This window comes from Streptomyces sp. NPDC007264, assembly GCF_042869095.1.
GTDB lineage: Bacteria > Actinomycetota > Actinomycetes > Streptomycetales > Streptomycetaceae > Streptomyces.
Genome location: NZ_JBIAFD010000002.1, coordinates 123,252 through 139,124, shown reverse-complemented (window position 1 = coordinate 139,124; position 15,873 = coordinate 123,252). Strand labels below are relative to the sequence as shown.

The window sequence follows — 15,873 nt, the reverse complement described above, 5'->3', positions numbered from 1 at the left end:
ATCCACGTCCGTCCGATCCCGGGGAAACGGCCCGTCCGACTCGCCCGCATCGGCAGGAGGATCCGCCCGGACCTGTGAGACCGGCTCACTCCCGGACGTCCTGGGAACGCGGCCCGGAGCCGTGGCGCCGTTACTGGCGGTACCCGCTCAGGAAGCGTCCGATCCGGCCGATCGCCGTCTCCAGGACGTCCGCGTGCGGCAGGGTGAGGATGCGGAAGTGGTCGCGGGCGGGCCAGTTGAAGCCCGTGCCCTGGACCACCTGGATCTTCTCGCGCAGCAGCAGGTCCAGGACGAACTTCTCGTCGTCGTGGATCTTGTGCACGGCCGGGTCGAGGCGGGGGAACGCGTACAGCGCGCCCTTCGGCTTCACGCACGTCACCCCGGGGATCTCGTTGAGCTTCTGCCAGGCGCGGTCGCGCTGCTCGTGCAGCCGGCCGCCCGGTGCGGTCAGCTCGTCGATGGACTGGCGGCCGCCGAGCGCGGCCTGGATGGCGTACTGCGCGGGGGCGTTGGCGCACAGCCGCATGGAGGCCAGCATGGTGAGGCCCTCCAGGTAGTCGCGCGCGTGCTGCCTGGGGCCCGTCACCACCAGCCAGCCGGAGCGGAAGCCCGCCACCCGGTACGTCTTCGACAAGCCGCAGAAGGTGAGGACCACCAGGTCGGGGGCCAGGGCGGCGACCGAGTGGTGCACGGCGCCGTCGTACAGGATCTGGTCGTAGATCTCGTCCGCGAAGACCATCAGGCCGTGCCGGCGGGCGAGGTCCAGGATGCCCTCGATGATCTCCTTCGGGTAGACGGCGCCCGTGGGGTTGTTGGGATTGATGATCACGACGGCCCTGGTGCGGTCCGTGATCTTCGACGCCATGTCGTCCAGGTCCGGGTACCAGTCGGCCTGCTCGTCGCACAGGTAGTGGACCGCCTTGCCGCCCGCGAGGGTCGTCACCGCCGTCCAGAGGGGGAAGTCCGGCGCGGGGATGAGGATCTCGTCGCCGTCCTCCACGAGCGCCTGGACGGCCATCGACACCAGCTCCGAGACGCCGTTGCCGAGGAAGACGTCGTCGACGCCGACCTCCAGGCCCCGGGCCTGGTAGCGCTGGGCCACGGCGCGGCGGGCGGAGAGGATGCCGCGCGAGTCGGTGTACCCGTGCGCCCGCGGCAGCATCCGGATCATGTCCTGGAGGATCTCCTCCGGCGCCTCGAAGCCGAAGAGGGCGGGATTGCCGGTGTTCAGGCGCAGCACACTGTGGCCGGCCTCCTCCAACGCGTTGGCGTGCTCGATCACCGGGCCGCGGATCTCGTAACAGACCTCGCTGAGCTTGCTCGACTGCCGGAACTCCATGCGCCGCTTCCCCTCCGCTATCCGCTGTTGCTTGGTTTTACCAAGTGACGGCTTGGAAAGTCCAACGACATGTCTAGACTGCGTCGCATGTCACCTCGCCGAAGCTACGACCAGTACTGCTCCGCGGCCCGGGCCCTCGACGCCGTCGGGGACCGCTGGACCCTCCTGATCGTCCGCGAGCTCCTCGCCGGTCCGCGCCGCTACACCGACCTGCACGCGGACCTGCCGGGTGTGAGCACGGACGTCCTGGCCTCCCGGCTGAAGGACATGGAGCGCGACGGGCTGACCACGCGACGCCGGCTGCCGCCCCCAGGGGTCGCGTACGTGTACGAACTCACCGGGCGGGGACGGGAATTGCTGCCCGTGCTGCAGGCGCTCGACGCATGGGGCGCGCCCGCGCTGACGGAGCGCCGGCCGACGGACGCCGTGCGCGCGCACTGGTTCGCGCTGCCGCTGCTGCGCTCGCTGGAGGGGGAGGGACTGGTCGACGTCCGGCTCGACGAGGGGGCGTTCCACCTGTGGCTCGGCGCCGAGGACGGCCCGGTGTACGGCGACGGACCCGCGCCCGAGGAGCCCGACGCCCGGCTGACCCTCGACGCGGAGACCTGCACCGCCCTGGGCCGGGGCGCCTTGACGTTCCCCCAGGCCGTACGGGACGGACGTGTCGCGGTCACGGGGGACGGCACGCTGGCCAAGGTGCTGCGCGGGGACTGACCGCCACGCGCGACGTTTCCATCAGGTTCGAAATGATTGCGGCGGCCCGCCGAACCCCGCGAACCTATGCGCCTGATCCCACGTGCTGTCCATGCGTCAACCGGCGGCCCGAGGGGGGAGAGGAAGGGCCCGCCGCGCTGGAGGGGGCGCGGCGGGCCCTGTCCTGCCACCTTTCGGGGTCAGGCGCCCGGCGGCACCCGTGACGGCCGGCCCGAGCCGCGGGTCAGCGCGTACCCGCCGATGCCGGCCAGCGCCGCGAGGACGCCGCCGATCGCGGTCCACACCCACCGGTCGGACCACCAGCCGGAGGCCCAGCCGTCGCCGGACGTGAACGAGGACAGCGTGGCCGCGTCCGAGTCGGAGGACTCCTGCGACAGGGCGATCCCCGGCACCAGCGGCCGCCCCAGCGAACCGTCCACCGCGGCCGCGCCGCCGATGTCCTTGGAGTCCACCCGCACCTCGGCGTCCACCGGCGTTCCGAGGTCGGCCGCGCCCAGGCCCACGGCGGTCAGCCGGATGTAGTAGGTGCCCGGCAGCGGATCGTCGGCCCACGGCTCCGACCAGGCCCGGACCGTGCGCAGGGTGCAGGACAGGTCCACGGCGGCGGCGTCCTGGGCGGCGGTCCGCGTCTGGGCCCCGTACTGGCACGCCTGGCGGCGCCGCAGCCCGTCGTACACGTCGAGCTGCCACGTCTGCGTCCCGCTCCGGGACGACTCGGGCAGCTTCACGGTCGCCTTCACGGTGGGCCGCTGTCCGGTGTCCGCGGGGAACTGCCAGTACAGGTAGTCACCCGTCGAGGCGCTCGCCGTGGCCTGCCGGCCCTGCTGGATCTCCACCGCCGTGCGGAACGACGTGCCCGCCGAGGTGGGCGCGGCCGGGTCACCGGACGGGCTCGCGGAGGGCGAGGCGTCGGCGGCGGCCGGGGACACGGCCGCGGCCAGCAGCGCGGCGGCCGCGAGCAGTACTCGTGTGATACGCATCAGTTGGTCCTCCAGACAGCCACCCGCCAGCGCGACACCCAGCCCCACACCAGACCCGCGAGGAAGCCGGCCACCACGAGGGCGCCGAGCAGCCACCAGCCGCGGCCGAGGCCGAAGGACGCCACGTCGCTCGCCCGGTCGGGACCGTCGACGACGTCGACCGTCAGCTCCAGCGGCAGCCCCGGCGTGGTCTTCACACCGGCCGCCGGGGAGAAGGAGTTGGCGACCTGGAGGCACACCGTCTCCGCGGGCGCGTTCTCGTCGTCGCTCTCCGCCCTGGGATAGCGCAGGCCCGTCGACAGGACGTCCGTGCGGCCCGAGCCGGTCGCCTCGCCGCGCACGATCTCACGCCCGTGGACGGTGATCGCCCGCAGCGTCACCCCGTAGTCCAGGGCCACCTGCCGGTCGTCGGAGACGCTCACCGAGGCGCGCAACTCCTGGCCCGGCCGCACGTCCACGCGGTAGAAGCGGTGCTGACCGAACTCCTCGCGGTCCGTGTACAGACCCGACTTCACCACGGGTGCCGTCGCGCACCGGTCGGTGCCGTCCACGGCCACCGGCGTGACCGTCTTGTCCGCCGTCCGGTCCACCAACTGGTTGACCTTGTCGGAGAGCTGCTCCTTGTGCTGCACCGACGTGTACGTCCCGCCGGTCGCCTCGGCGATGCAGCTCAGCTGCCTGTTCAGCTTGGCGTTGGGCACGAGGCCGAGCGTGTCGATGGTCAGCCCGATCCCCTTGGCGGCTATCTCCCGGGCCACCTCGCAGGGGTCCAGCGGGGCGCAGGTGTCCTCGCCGTCGCTGATGAGGACGATGCGGCGCAACCCCTTGCCGCCGTCGAGGTCGTCCGCCGCCTTCAGCAGGGCGGGGCCGATCGGCGTCCAGCCCGTGGGCCGCAGCGTTGCCACGGCCGTCTTGGCCTCCGTCCGGTTCAGCGGGCCCACCGGGTAGAGCTGCGCGGTGTCCTTGCAGCCCGTCCTGCGGTCGTTGCCGGGGTAGTTGGCGCCCAGCGTCCGGATGCCGAGCTGCACCTCCTCCGGCGTCGCGTCCAGCACCTCGTTGAACGCCTGCTTCGCCGCGGCCATCCGCGAGTCGCCGTCGATGTCCCGCGCCCGCATCGAACCGCTGACGTCGAGGACGAGGTCCACCTTGGGCGCGTCCTGGGCTGTCGTCTCGTCGGCGACGGCGCCGGCCGGGACCGCGATCCCCGCCGCCAGGGCGGCGAGCAGGGCGCAGACGCCCGCCGCCAGCCGTTTTCTTGTGATCATCGGCGGATCTTATTGACCAGAGGGGGAGTGCTTCAAAACGATCTCATGGCTCGCCGGGGGAGAGCGCGGGAACGAGCGGGTTGGGCAGCCGTGCCCACAGGTCGCCGGGCCGCCGTGGGGAGAGCCGCATCAGCGACAACGCCTTTGCGGGCAACGCCTCTTGACGCAGCGCCACGACATCCGGTGTGCGGGGCAGATCCCGTACGGCCGTCTCCAGGGCCGCCCGCAGCGCCGGTCCCGAACCCGCCGCCGAGGCCAGCGCACCCGCCACCAGCGAGCCGAACAGCTTGCGGCGCAGAACCGTCTCGTCGTCCGTGACCATCCGGCCCGCCACATCCGGGGCCTTGATGCCGTGCCGGGCCAGCCGGGCCGGGCTCACCCGGATGTCCGCGAGGTCGCGGTAGACCAGCCGCAGGGGCTCACCCGACGACGACAGCACCACCAGGAGGTTCTGGCCGTGCGCCTCCAGCGCCACGCCCAGATCCAGCAGCCGCAGCCCGGTGATGAGGGCGAGACGTGCGAGGGAGCCGAGCCGGGCGGCGGACGCGGGCAGACCGGTGAGCGGCAGGGCGGCCACCGGAACCACCCGCTCGCCGGCCGCCGCGGCCGCGTACGCGTCGGGTGGCTCCCGCAGCACCGCGGCGAGATCGGGGGAGCGGGCACTGACGGCCCCCAGGGTGCGGGTGACGTGCAGCAGACCGCCGGTGCGCGCGGCGACCGACGTCAGGAAGCCGGACAGCTCGGCCGACGTCTCCACCGAGCCGACCGAGATGTCCCGCACGGAGGACGTCAGCCGGGCGCTGACCGCGGTCTTCACATGCGGACCGCCGGCGGCCAGGGCCAGCGTCCGCAGGGACATCAACGGGTGGGCGGGCGGGCCGTCCTGGGCCGGCACGGTGAGCACGTGCGCCCTCTGCCAGGGGTGGACCGGAATCAGCGGGCGCCCCCCGTCCCGCAGCCACGCCGGCCACTCGCCCCGCACCAGGCAGTCGTCCACGGCGACCAGGCCCAGGCGCACCAGCGGCCGGTGCTCGGGCCCGTACGCGAGCTGCTCGGCGACCGAGAAGCCGGGCCGCGAGCGGCAGTTGGGGTGGTACGGGTGCCCGTCCACCACCCGCTGCTCCCACTCCCAGCTCGCCACCGGCTCCCGCGCGGCCCCGGGCCGGCCGGCCCGGGACAGCGCCAACGAGGCCGTGCTGTGGTCGAGTTCCGCGGCGAACGCGTCACCGTGCGGGACGCCGAGAGCCGCCATCAGCGCGGCCGGACGGCGATGGGCCCGGCCGTCGAGCAGCACCTCGGTGACGTATGCGGCGGTCGCGTACGGGTCCGGGGGTGGACCGTGCAGCCGGCGCCCGTCGGCCAGGCGGACGACGAGCCCGCCGCTCGTCGGCTCCCGGCCCGCGACCCACGGCAGCGGCTCATGGGCCAACCCCCGCCACAGACGCGACAGGACGGCGGACCGGGCGGCGGGCAGCGCGGCCTCGTACGCCCCGGCCAGATCGGGCCGCACCACGGCGAGCTCGTCGGCGACGGTCGCCTCGGCGGAAGGGGAAAGGTGCACGGTCGGGCTCCTCGGGACGGGGTGGCGCCGGCGCGGTGGGGAACCACAGTGGACATACTGATCGCCAGTGCACCGTACGGAACGAATGGATCCCATGGAGCCCATGGAGCCCATGCCCCGGGACGGCGTCTCCGAGCGCGCCGACGCCTGCGCGGCGGCACCGCTGCTCAACTGCCTGCTCCGGGAGGTCGCGGAGCCGACCGGCGAGCCCGGCGTGCACCGCCTGCGGGCCGGCGGCCGGCTGCTGCGCGTGCGCGGCGCGCGCCGCCCCCGCGACCCCGAGCTGTACGCGGGCGGGGCCTGGCACCGGCTCAGCCACGCCGAACTGGTCAAGCTCACCGCCGAGGAACTGCGCCGCGCGACCGGAGTGTCCAACCCGGAACTGCCCGGCGAAATGATCGACAGCCGGGACGCGGTGGCCGCGATTCTGGCCGCCCGGGCCCGTGCGACGGCTCCCGACGACCCGTATCTGCGCTCGGAGCAGTCCCTCGTCACCGGGCACCCCCGCCATCCCGCGCCCAAGGCGCGCGGCGGCGGCCCCGTCACGAGCTGGCTGCCCTACGCACCCGAGGCGTACGCCCGCTTCCCGCTGACCCTGCTGGGGGTACGCGCGGACGCCGTCCTGGACGAGGGCGACACGGCGGCGCTGGACGCGCTCGGCACGGCGCCGCCCGGCTACCGGCTGCTGCCCGCGCACCCCTGGCAGCTCGACCTGGTCGGCTCCCGCCCCCACATCCGCGAGGCGTTCCAGGACGGGCGCCTGGTGCGGCTCGGCCACACCCCGCGGCCCGTCCGGCCCACGGCGGCGATCCGCACGGTGTACGCCCCCGACGACGACCTGTTCGTCAAGTTCAGCCTGGACGTGCGGATCACCAACGACATCCGCCGGCTGTGGCGCCACGACCTGCTGGCGCTGCGCCGCACGGACGCGGCCGCCGCGTCCGCGCTCGCGGCGCTGCCGGGACCGGCGGCCTGGCTCAGCGACCGCGGCTACCGCACGGCCGGCTTCGCCTTCGAGGAACTGGCCGTCCTGGTCCGCGACGGGGTGCGCGGGCATCTCCTGCCGGGCGCCACCCCGCTGCTGGCCGCCGCCCTCGTGGAGGGCTTCGAGGGCAGCCCCCTCGACACGCCCGCCGACCCGGGCCCCTGGTGGACGGCGTATCTGCGCCAGGTCGTCCCGCCGGTGCTGGAGGCGTTCGAGCGGCACGGCGTGGTGCTGGAGGCCCATCTGCAGAACACGCTGGTCGCGGTGGACGCCGCCGGCCTGCCGGTCCAGGCGCTGTTCCGGGACGCGGAGGGAGTGAAGCTGCTGACGGACGTGTCCCGCCCGGCGGGTTGGGAGCGGCTCGTGTACTGCCTCGTCGTCAACAACCTCACCGAGGTGGCCGCGCTGCTGTCGGAACGTCACCCCGGCTGGAACCCCTGGCCGGCCGCCCGCGCGGAACTGGCCCGCCATCCCGTCCCCGAGATCCCCGCCCTGCTCGCCTCGCCCACCCTGCCCGGCAAGACGAACCTCCTGCTGCGCTGGACGGGCGCGGACGGCGCCGACGCGCGCTATCTGCCGCTGCCCAATCCGCTGGCCCGCCGGTGAGTGCGCACCGCCGCGGCGCATCGTCCCGCAGAGCCACCGGCGAGGCCCCGCTCCGACGCGTGGCCCGGCTGTGCGCCGGGACAGCCGTCAGGTCTCGGACCCGCGTCTCTGCTGCGCCGCGGTGAGGGTCCGGACGACGAGGACGCCGGCCACGGCCGCACCGACGACGGCCGCGTCGGCCGTCAGCAGCAGAGGCGCCTCCGTGTAGACGCGGGCGATGACGGCGTCCGTGGTACCCGTGTACATCAGGCCCGTTCCGCTCAGGGCGCCGACCAGCCACAGGCCCCACCACCAGTTCACCGCGTGCGGCAGGCGCTCCTCGGGAGCGCCGGCGCGGTGGATGTCCGCGACGATCCCGCGCGGTATCCACAGGTTGGCGACCGGGACGATCCAACCGGCGTAGAGCCATGGCCAGGCGTGGCGCGGGGGCCGTCCGGAGAGCACGCGCGCGTTGTCCCGGGCACGCCACAGCCACGCCAGGAAGGCGATCGCGCACAGCGCGGTGGCCGCATCCCCCAGGGAACTGACGACGTGGTAGGCGTTCTCCAGCGTCGTCAGCGGGCGGTGCCGGCCGTCGCCCTGGTCGGGGGGCCCGGACGACGGCTGCCCCACCACGGCGAGCCGGATCTGCCATACCGCCCGGGCCGTCCAGGCGGCGCCGGCGAGGACGAGGGAGGCGACGGCGCAGCGTGCGGCTCCCGAGATCGGGCGTAAGGTCTGCGGTGCTGTGCGATCGTTCACGAGCGCATCCTCTCCTGCGGGGGAGGCGTCGCCGAAGCCCGGCTTCCGGGCGCTGGGACGGACGGCCGCACGCGGTGGGCCAGTTTCCGGCCCCACGCCTGGCACGGCGCTTCGACGGAACGGTGGGTCAGCACACTGAGCGGCAGCAGCACGGCGAAGAATGCCGCCTCGAGCACGACATGGTCCTGCCACCTTCTGCGGCTCGTGTGGTCGATCACCGCCAGCAGCACCGGATGTATCAGGTAGACCGAGTAGCTGACCGTTCCGAGTCCCCTCAGCGTGCGCGGGATCCGTCGGCGGCGCGAGGCCAGTCCGGCGCCGAAGGTGAGGACGGCCAGGAGGAACGCCGTGATCCACCCGCGCCGCGTGAAGTGGGAACCGTCGCCGTCCCCGTACGCACTGCCCACGGCGCAGACGACCACGACGACGCCCGCACGGGCCGCGCACCACCAGCTGCTCCGGCCGTTCTCCGCGCGGTGGACGGCGGTGCCGAGGAACATCACGGCGAGAATCACCAGGCCCTCCCACAGGGGGACCGTGCCGTTGAAGGCGACCAGAACCAGGGCCGGCACTCCCCCCAACACACCGCCGAACAACCGGAGTACGGGCGACGCGGCACTCGCGCAGCCGATGGCGACCACCACGGTGATCGACGCGAACGCGACGAGCGGGCCGTTGCCGACCGCGCCGGAGAGGGCGGATGCCGGCAGCACGACCCCGGCCGTCACGCTCATGGCGGCGAGCACGGCCAGGGTGACGGCCACGGCCGCGGACCGCTGGTGGAGACGGACGGTGAAGAGAGCGACGACCAGCAGGTAGAAGGCCATCTCGTACGAGAGCGTCCAGAGAACGAGCAGGAGATTGGGCGTTCCCAGCAGCTCCTGGAGCAGGAGGACATGGGCGGCGGCCGCCGCGACGGCGCCGTGGCCCGCGACGTCGCGCATCTCCACGACGCCCCACAGGTGGAGAGCGAGGGCCGCGGCGACGACGGCCGCCCACAGCGGGTAGATGCGGAAGATCCGTCCGATCCAGAACGTCCGGACGCAGCCCCGCCGTTCCAGCGACGCGGGGATGACGTAGCCGCTCACCAGGAAGAACACCATGATGCCGTAACGGCTGGTGTTGAACTCCGGCATCAGCTCCCGGCGGAACCCGGCCAGGAAGGTGGACGACGAGTGGTCGAACACCACGACGAGCGCGGCGATGCCGCGCAACGCGTCCAGCCAGCCCGACCGCGACGGACCCGCCGATGCGGTGACGTCAAGTGACGTTTTAGGCACGGAAAGTGACTCCATAGGGGAGTGGGGGACCCGGGCCCCGCCTTCCGGGTCGACGACGCGTTCGTGCGGGTTCCGCCGCTAGTGCCCCGGCAGGGTGACCTTCATCGGGACGCAGGGCTCGGCCTGGCTCTTGTTCGCGTAGAACTCCACCGCGCGCGGCCGGGAGTCGCCCCTGGTGTTCTCGAAGGCCAGTACGTTGCCCCGGCGCAGGGTGACGTCCCAGCCGGCCTTCAGGGGGATGAGGGGCACCCGGTTGCCGTGTGCGTCGATCGCCGCGAGCGGGGTGACTTTGCTGCGCTCGCAGACGTAGCCGGGAGCGAGCACGTCGACGGTCACCTCGATGCCCCACGAACTCACTTTCCTCGCGAGTTCGCGCTGGGCGGCGACATCGATGCTCTGCTCCCTGACGGTGAGCCTGACGCTGCCGTCTCCGACCGGCTCCACCGCGTACGCGCTCGACTCGGCCGACGAACCGGGCACGACCACGGCGGCGAGCCAGGCCGCGGCGCAGGCCACCGCGACGACCGCGATCCGTCGAGGGGCCGACCGGGCGAACGGACGGCCGACGGAGGCGTCCGTCGTGTGTCCGCCCCTCTCGGCCTCGGCCGGCCCGGTCCCGTCCGCCCCGGTCCCGCGCAGCCGGATCTCCCTCTTCAGCTCGTCCAGGAGCCGGTCCTCGAACGTCGTCCTCATGCTCATGCCTCTCCCCTGGTGACCCGCAACAGCGACGGGTCCGCCGCCCCCGCTCCCGTACGCCGTCCCTGCACCGCCGTGAGGTCGGTCTTCGGGGCCTCGACGTCCGTCTCCTCGCGAAGCGTCCTGCGCGCCCGGTGCAACCGGACACGGGCCGTGACCTGGCGTATGCCCAGCGCGGCCGCCGCCTCCGTGACCGTGAGCTGGTCCACGGCGATCAGCTCCATGACCGCCCGCTCCCCCTCGGGGAGCCGCGCGAGCGCGGCCAGCGCGCGCCGCCCCGGGCTCTCCGCGTCGAGCCTGTCCTCGATACGGGCGATGTCGTCGGCCTCCAGCAGCCGCCGTCCGGAGAGGCGCAGCGCGCGCGCCGTCTCCCGGGCGGCCCGGCGGCGCTCCGACGACACGGCGTTGCGCGCGATGCCGTAGAGCCAGGCCGTCTCGCTGCCGAGACCCGGCCGATAGGAGTGGGCCGAGTCGAGGACGGCGAGGAAGATCTCGGCCGTCAGGTCGGCCGCTGTGTGCGGATCGTCGACACGCCGGGCCACGAAGCGCATCACCGCGTCCACGTGACGCCGGTAGAACTCTTCGAAGAGCAGCGGGTCACGCAGTGCCGCGGCGGGCCCGTTCCGCAACCGTCCGCCATGCACAGGCGACTCCTTCTCGTCGGGGGCTCCCCGGTCGTCCTCGGAGGTTCACCGGAGTTCTTCAAGGGCACTTCACTTGTTCTTGGGCCGGGACGAGAAAAGCGTTACAGAGGGCCGCCGACAGGAACGGGTCAGGCCCCGCCGCGACTGGTCGCGACGGGGCCTGACATGAGGAGAGGGGGCACTAGGAGCAGAAGTACCCGCCCGGGTAGGAGTCCGTCCCGCCGCCGACGTTCAGCGACTTGACCTGGAACGCGAAGTTGCAGCCGTACAGCACGGGCGGCGTGAACGTGATCTCGTAGCCGTGGTAGGCGCCGTAACCCGGGTGCGCGGTCGCCACGTCGGGCCGTGAGACGTTCGCGGTGAACGGCCCGTAGTCCGTGCCGGCGTAGTTGACCGTCACCTGGATGGGGTCTGTCGTGTCCGGGTCGAGGGTCCAGCCCTTGAGGATGACCGACGTGCCGTTCCCCGTGTAGACGTCGAGGCCGCCGATCGGGTCATGGCCGACCGTCAGCGACGAGCAGCCGATTCCGGCGTCCACGCCCATTCCGATGTTGGTCGCGACGGCGCACACGGTGCCGGTGGCGGTGGGCACGCTCACGAAGCCGGAGAAGGCGCCGCTCTGGTCGGCGGTCAGCGAGCCCACCAGCGCGCCGCCCACGGTGATGCCGACCGTCACCGGGCCGCCGTCGGGGTCCACCGCGTGGCCCGACACCGTGACCCCGCCCGGTGAGCGGACCGCTGAACTCAGCGTCCCCGTCGGGTCGTACATCCAGTCGCCCGGCTCCTCGAAGCACCAGTCCGGCGGATTGTCGCTGGTGCAGGGTGAGGCCGCGTGCGCCGTCGTCGCCGTCGGCAGCACCAGCAGGGCGATGCTGGTGAGTGCGGCGGCGAGACAGCCCAGAGTCCGTCTGGCCAGCTCGCGATGAGCTTTCATTACCGATTCCCCCATGTGTACGAAGAGGCGCCGCCCGGTTCTCCGGACGGTCTCCAGGAGTGTCACCGGCCGTACTTGGCGGCCGCTTCGAAGCCGCTTGGAACGCCCGGGCCGCCGCCGGGGGTTCCCGCCGTGACGCCGGCCGCGCTCCGGGCGGACACCGAGGTGAGCACCGCCGTCCGCGGCGCCGGAAGCGGTGTCCAAGCCGATGCCAAGGGCGGTCGCGCAGCCTGGGAGTGCGCCGGGCGACCGCCCGGCCCGTCCGGAACATGGGGGAAATCAACGATGTCTGTGACCACGACACGCGTCCGCCGGCTCGGCCTCGTCTCGGCCGCGTCCGTGACCGCCGCCCTGGCCTTCGGGACCGCGCAGGCCCACGCCGACGAACCGGTCAGCCGCACCGTCGAGTTGAGCACGGCGACCACCGGCAAGGCGGCGGGCGGTTGCTCCAGCTTCGAGGTCTGGGGGGTGGCCGTCGGGGACGACCGGGGCAACTACGAGGTCTGCACCTACATCAGCAGCAAGGCCGACGTCCAGCTGGGCGACATCGACGACGCCACGCGTCAGGCCGTCGAGTCCAAGATCCGTACCACCGCCGGCGGGGAGACCGCCGCGCGGGACATGGTCGCCTACTGCCCGTACTGGCTCCCGAGCGGTCCCAACCGCACGCCGCAGGTCACCTACACGACCAAGAGCTACCAGGTCCAGGTCGTCGACCACTACGCGGACGGCAGCACGAACACCGTCTACAGCGGCAGCGGCGCCTACTGGGGCCCGGCCGCGGTCAGCTGGACCCCCGGCTGCTGGACCCGTTGATCCACAGGACCCGCCCCCGCCCGGCGGAGGGCGGGTCCCGGTGACGGGCCGGCACCACGAGCCCGGAGTACCCGCGCGGGGTGCCCGACTTGCGGCGCACCCCCTCGGTCCCGCGGCCGATCGGGGATACTCTCCCAGCCGATGGGCTGGGGGGTGCCGTGGATGGTGCAGGGAGCGTACGGCTGGGGGTGCTCGGGCCGCTGCGCGCCGAGGTGCACGGGCGGGAGGCGGCGCTGGGCGGGCCACGCCCGCGGTCCGTGCTGGCCGTGCTGCTGATCGCCCGGGGCACGGTGGTGACCGCCGAGCGGATCGTCTCCCAGGTGTGGGAGGGCGCCAGGACTCCCTCGCCCACCACCCTCCACGCGTACGTGTCGGAGCTGCGCAGGGCGCTGGAGCCGGAGCGGGCAGCACGCACACCGGCCCGGCTGCTGGTGCGCGAAGGCCCGGGGTACGCGCTCCGCGTGGGCCCCGCCGCGGTCGACGCCGAGCGGTTCTCCGAGCTGGCGGCGCGCGGCCGGCGGGCCCTGGAGGCGGGCCGGCCCGACCACGCGCAGGAGCTGCTGGGGCAGGCGCTGGCGCTGTGGCGCGGCCCGGCCTACGCGGACTTCGCCGATACCGGATTCGCCGCGCCGGAAGCCGTCCGGCTGGAGGAGCTGCGGGCCGCCGCGCGCGAGGACCGGCTGGCCGCCGTCGTCGAGTCGGGGCAGCACGGCGCGGCCGTGGCCGAGCTGGAGGCACTGGTCGCCGAGGAGCCACTGCGGGAACGGGGCTGGGAACTGCTCGCGCTGGCGCTGTACCGGTCCGGGCGGCAGGCCGACGCCCTGGCCGCGCTGCGCGCCCTGCGGGAGCGGCTCGTCGACGAACTGGGCGTCGAGCCCGGAGCGGGGCCGCGCGAGATGGAGGCGGCCATCCTCGCGCAGGACCCGGGACTGACCCCCGCGCCGGGCCCACGGCCACGGCCACACACCTCGTCAGGGTCCGCCGCCGGTGCGGGTGTGCGTGTGGCTGACGCCGGTGCCGGTGCGGGTGCGGGTGCCGGTGCGGGTGTGGCTGACGCCGGTGCCGTTCTGTCCACGGCCACGTCCGTGTCCGCCACCGTGTCGGCGTCCGCCGCCGGTGCCGTTCTGCCCGCGCCCGCGTCCGCGTCCGTCGGCGCGTCCGCGACCGGGGGTGCGGCCGCTGGCGCCGCGGCGGTCACCGTCCCACGGGTGCGGACCACCATCCGGGTCGCAGATCCCGCGAACGGCAATCTGCCGTTCGCCACGTCCAGTTTCGTCGGCCGGGGTGACGATCTCATCGCCGTGGACGGCCTGCTGGCCGAGCACCGGCTGGTCACCCTCACCGGCCCGGGCGGCGTCGGCAAGACCCGTCTGGCACTGGAGGCCGCCCGCGCCCGCACCGACAGCGACGGACCGTGGCTGGTGGAACTCGCAGGGCTGCACGCGCCCGAACTCCTCGCCGCCACCACCGCCGGCGCCCTGAACCTGCCGTCCGCGGCCTCCCCCGGACAACTGGCCGCCATGCTCAGCCGCCGCGCCACCCTGCTGGTCCTCGACAACTGCGAGCATCTGCTTCCCGGGGTCGCCGAACTCGTCCACACGCTGCTGACCCGCTGCGGCGGCCTGCGCATCCTGGCCACCAGCCGGGAACCGCTGGCGGTCGAGGGCGAGGCCGTCCACCAGGTGCCGCCGCTGCCCGCCGCCACCGACGCCGCCGAACTCTTCCGCCGCCGCGCGGCGGCCGCCCAGCCCGGCTGGGCACCCGGACCGCAGGACCACGCCCGGATCACCGCCCTGTGCGCGGGACTCGACGGGTTACCGCTGGCCATCGAGCTGGCCGCGGCCCAGTTCCGGACCCTGTCCGTCGACCAGATCGCCGACGCCCTCCAGGACCGTTTCACGCTCCTCGCCCAGGGCACGGCCGGGCGCCCCGCCCGCCACCGCGCCCTGCAGGACACCATCGCCTGGAGCGATCACCTGCTGCGGCCGGAGGAGCGCCGGCTCTTCCACCGGCTCGGCGTCCTGGTCGCCGGTTTCGACCTGGAGGCCGCCGCCGCGGTCGCCGGTGTCGCCCCGGTGCTCTCGCCGCTGTCGGCCCTGGTTCGCAAGTCGCTGGTGACCGTCGAGCCCGACAGCGAACCACGCCGCTACCGCATGCTCGACTCGCTGCGCCACTACGCCCGGGCCGCGCTCGCCCCCGACGAACTGGCGCGCGCCGAGCAGCGTCACCGCGCCTGGGCACTGGCCAGGGCCGAGCGGGACGAGCCGTGGCTGCGCGGTCCCAGGGGCGCGGGACTGCTGGACGGGCTCAGCCGGGACCAGGCGGAGTTCCGGGCGGCCTTCGCCTCCGCCCTGGCGGCCGGCGACGCCGGCTACGCGCTGCGGCTGGGCGGCGCGCTGTTCTGGTTCTGGTTCCGCCGGGGACACGTCGCCGAGGGCCTGGCCTGGCTGGGCAAGGCGTTCGCCGCCGCACCGGACGCCGACGCCGGCACCCGGGCACGCGCCCGGTTCGCCCTGGCGGCGCTGAGCTACCTGGCCGGGCAGCCGGCCCTGGCCTCCCGGACGGCCCTGACCGCCGCCGGGGAGGCGCACGAGGCCGGCGACCTGGTGACCGAGGCGAGCGCCCGTGCGTACGGGGCCTACTTCGGCGGGCTCGCCGCCGAGCCGGTCGACGCCGCCGCCCTGGCCCGCACGGGCGTCGAACTGGCCCGCCGCACCGACCGGACCTGGCTGGTGGCGGAGACCCTGATGGCCCAAGGCATGCTGAACCGTGTCCTGGGGGACCCACCGGGGGCCGACGCCGCGCTGCGCGAGGCGATCGCGGCCGCCCGGGCCAGCGGCCACGACTGGGCCGCCGACGGGGCCGCCTGGTGCGCCATGAAGATCGCTTCGGACCGTGGGGACGGGGCCGGGGCCCTGGAGATCGCCGGGAACATCCTGGCCGGCATGGACCGCTACGGCGATGTGTCCTTCTGGCTGGTGACCGTCCACAGTGCCGCCCGCGCCCTGGTCCTCACCGGCCGCGCCGAGCAGGCCGCGCTGCTGATGGGCGCGGTGGAGGCCATCGGCGGGCAGGCCGGTGTCTCCCCGGAGGCGATGGACCCGCTGGACGGGCCCCGGGAGGCCGTCGCCGTGCGTTCGGCCCTGCCCGCTCGGGAGTACGAGCGTCACGCGGCCCGTGGGCGTGCGCTGTCGCGGCAGGACGCGAGCGCGCTGCTGGCGGCCCTGATCGCCGAAGGCCGACCGGCCCGGCCGGTGTCCCCGGCCGGATTCGCCGGCTGACCGCCTCGTCCACCCACCCGGCTGCCCCGAA

General features: G+C 74.0%; 13 protein-coding genes. 4 read left to right on the top strand and 9 right to left on the bottom strand.

Features of this window, described 5'->3' with window-relative positions; genetic code table 11:
* Nucleotides 1-130: 130 nt before the first annotated feature.
* A complete protein-coding gene (locus ACFYMU_RS03300) occupies nt 131-1,339 on the bottom strand; it encodes a pyridoxal phosphate-dependent aminotransferase (protein ID WP_388367168.1) in 1,209 nt (402 codons plus the stop codon).
* Nucleotides 1,340-1,426: 87 nt separating this feature from the next.
* On the opposite strand from ACFYMU_RS03300, the gene ACFYMU_RS03295 reads away from it, so the two are divergent.
* Nucleotides 1,427-2,053 carry a winged helix-turn-helix transcriptional regulator gene (locus tag ACFYMU_RS03295; protein ID WP_388367166.1) on the top strand — a complete coding sequence of 209 codons (627 nt, stop codon included), beginning with the start codon at nt 1,427-1,429 and terminating at the stop codon, nt 2,051-2,053.
* A gap of 179 nt (nt 2,054-2,232) precedes the next feature.
* Here the strand turns inward: ACFYMU_RS03295 and ACFYMU_RS03290 are convergent, their stop codons facing one another.
* From ACFYMU_RS03290 to ACFYMU_RS03280, 3 genes are read right to left on the bottom strand one after another with little or no spacing between them, the layout of a single operon-like run.
* Nucleotides 2,233-3,033 (bottom strand): hypothetical protein, encoded by an 801-nt coding sequence (locus tag ACFYMU_RS03290; RefSeq protein WP_388367164.1) that lies wholly within the window; start codon nt 3,031-3,033, stop codon nt 2,233-2,235.
* The gene (locus ACFYMU_RS03285; protein ID WP_388367162.1) at nt 3,033-4,298 is read right to left on the bottom strand and encodes a VWA domain-containing protein; all 1,266 of its coding nucleotides are present in this window, start codon (nt 4,296-4,298) and stop codon (nt 3,033-3,035) included. Before ACFYMU_RS03285 ends, ACFYMU_RS03290 begins: the two co-directional genes overlap by 1 nt.
* Before the next feature lie 43 nt (nt 4,299-4,341).
* Nucleotides 4,342-5,859 (bottom strand): IucA/IucC family protein, encoded by a 1,518-nt coding sequence (locus tag ACFYMU_RS03280; RefSeq protein ID WP_388367160.1) that lies wholly within the window; start codon nt 5,857-5,859, stop codon nt 4,342-4,344.
* 94 nt (nt 5,860-5,953) lie between these two features.
* Here ACFYMU_RS03280 and ACFYMU_RS03275 point away from each other — a divergent pair, with 94 nt between their 5' ends.
* Nucleotides 5,954-7,450, top strand: a complete 1,497-nt coding sequence (locus tag ACFYMU_RS03275; protein ID WP_388367158.1) for an IucA/IucC family protein — start codon at nt 5,954-5,956, stop codon at nt 7,448-7,450.
* Nucleotides 7,451-7,537: 87 nt separating this feature from the next.
* On the opposite strand, the gene ACFYMU_RS03270 is transcribed toward ACFYMU_RS03275, so the two are convergent.
* The 5 genes from ACFYMU_RS03270 to ACFYMU_RS03250 all read right to left on the bottom strand — a co-directional run bounded on the left by ACFYMU_RS03270 (nt 7,538) and on the right by ACFYMU_RS03250 (nt 11,745).
* Nucleotides 7,538-8,191: a DUF4328 domain-containing protein gene (locus ACFYMU_RS03270; RefSeq protein WP_388367156.1), complete on the bottom strand. Its 654-nt coding sequence runs from the start codon at nt 8,189-8,191 to the stop codon at nt 7,538-7,540.
* A complete protein-coding gene (locus ACFYMU_RS03265) occupies nt 8,188-9,405 on the bottom strand; it encodes an acyltransferase family protein (RefSeq protein ID WP_388367979.1) in 1,218 nt (405 codons plus the stop codon). The genes ACFYMU_RS03270 and ACFYMU_RS03265 overlap by 4 nt, the downstream gene beginning before the upstream one ends.
* Before the next feature lie 144 nt (nt 9,406-9,549).
* Complete coding sequence (locus tag ACFYMU_RS03260) at nt 9,550-10,170, bottom strand: hypothetical protein (protein WP_388367154.1); 621 nt, start codon at nt 10,168-10,170, stop codon at nt 9,550-9,552.
* Nucleotides 10,167-10,811, bottom strand: coding sequence for an RNA polymerase sigma factor (locus ACFYMU_RS03255; RefSeq protein WP_388367152.1), 645 nt, complete (start codon nt 10,809-10,811; stop codon nt 10,167-10,169). The genes ACFYMU_RS03260 and ACFYMU_RS03255 overlap by 4 nt, the downstream gene beginning before the upstream one ends.
* Before the next feature lie 181 nt (nt 10,812-10,992).
* Nucleotides 10,993-11,745 carry a hypothetical protein gene (locus tag ACFYMU_RS03250; RefSeq protein ID WP_388367150.1) on the bottom strand — a complete coding sequence of 251 codons (753 nt, stop codon included), beginning with the start codon at nt 11,743-11,745 and terminating at the stop codon, nt 10,993-10,995.
* A gap of 285 nt (nt 11,746-12,030) precedes the next feature.
* On the opposite strand from ACFYMU_RS03250, the gene ACFYMU_RS03245 reads away from it, so the two are divergent.
* Both ACFYMU_RS03245 and ACFYMU_RS03240 read left to right on the top strand, forming a co-directional pair.
* Nucleotides 12,031-12,561, top strand: coding sequence for a hypothetical protein (locus ACFYMU_RS03245; protein WP_388367148.1), 531 nt, complete (start codon nt 12,031-12,033; stop codon nt 12,559-12,561).
* Between the two features lie 158 nt (nt 12,562-12,719).
* A complete protein-coding gene (locus ACFYMU_RS03240) occupies nt 12,720-15,842 on the top strand; it encodes a BTAD domain-containing putative transcriptional regulator (protein WP_388367146.1) in 3,123 nt (1,040 codons plus the stop codon).
* Nucleotides 15,843-15,873: the final 31 nt, after the last annotated feature.

Coding starts and splice junctions, on each gene's coding strand:
- ACFYMU_RS03295 (WP_388367166.1), top strand. CDS start 1,427: ATGTCACCTCGCCGAAGCTACGACCAGTACTGCTCCGCGGCCCGGGCC.
- ACFYMU_RS03285 (WP_388367162.1), bottom strand. CDS start 4,298: ATGATCACAAGAAAACGGCTGGCGGCGGGCGTCTGCGCCCTGCTCGCC.
- ACFYMU_RS03250 (WP_388367150.1), bottom strand. CDS start 11,745: ATGAAAGCTCATCGCGAGCTGGCCAGACGGACTCTGGGCTGTCTCGCC.
- ACFYMU_RS03300 (WP_388367168.1), bottom strand. CDS start 1,339: ATGGAGTTCCGGCAGTCGAGCAAGCTCAGCGAGGTCTGTTACGAGATC.
- ACFYMU_RS03290 (WP_388367164.1), bottom strand. CDS start 3,033: ATGCGTATCACACGAGTACTGCTCGCGGCCGCCGCGCTGCTGGCCGCG.
- ACFYMU_RS03245 (WP_388367148.1), top strand. CDS start 12,031: ATGTCTGTGACCACGACACGCGTCCGCCGGCTCGGCCTCGTCTCGGCC.
- ACFYMU_RS03260 (WP_388367154.1), bottom strand. CDS start 10,170: ATGAGCATGAGGACGACGTTCGAGGACCGGCTCCTGGACGAGCTGAAG.
- ACFYMU_RS03275 (WP_388367158.1), top strand. CDS start 5,954: ATGGAGCCCATGGAGCCCATGCCCCGGGACGGCGTCTCCGAGCGCGCC.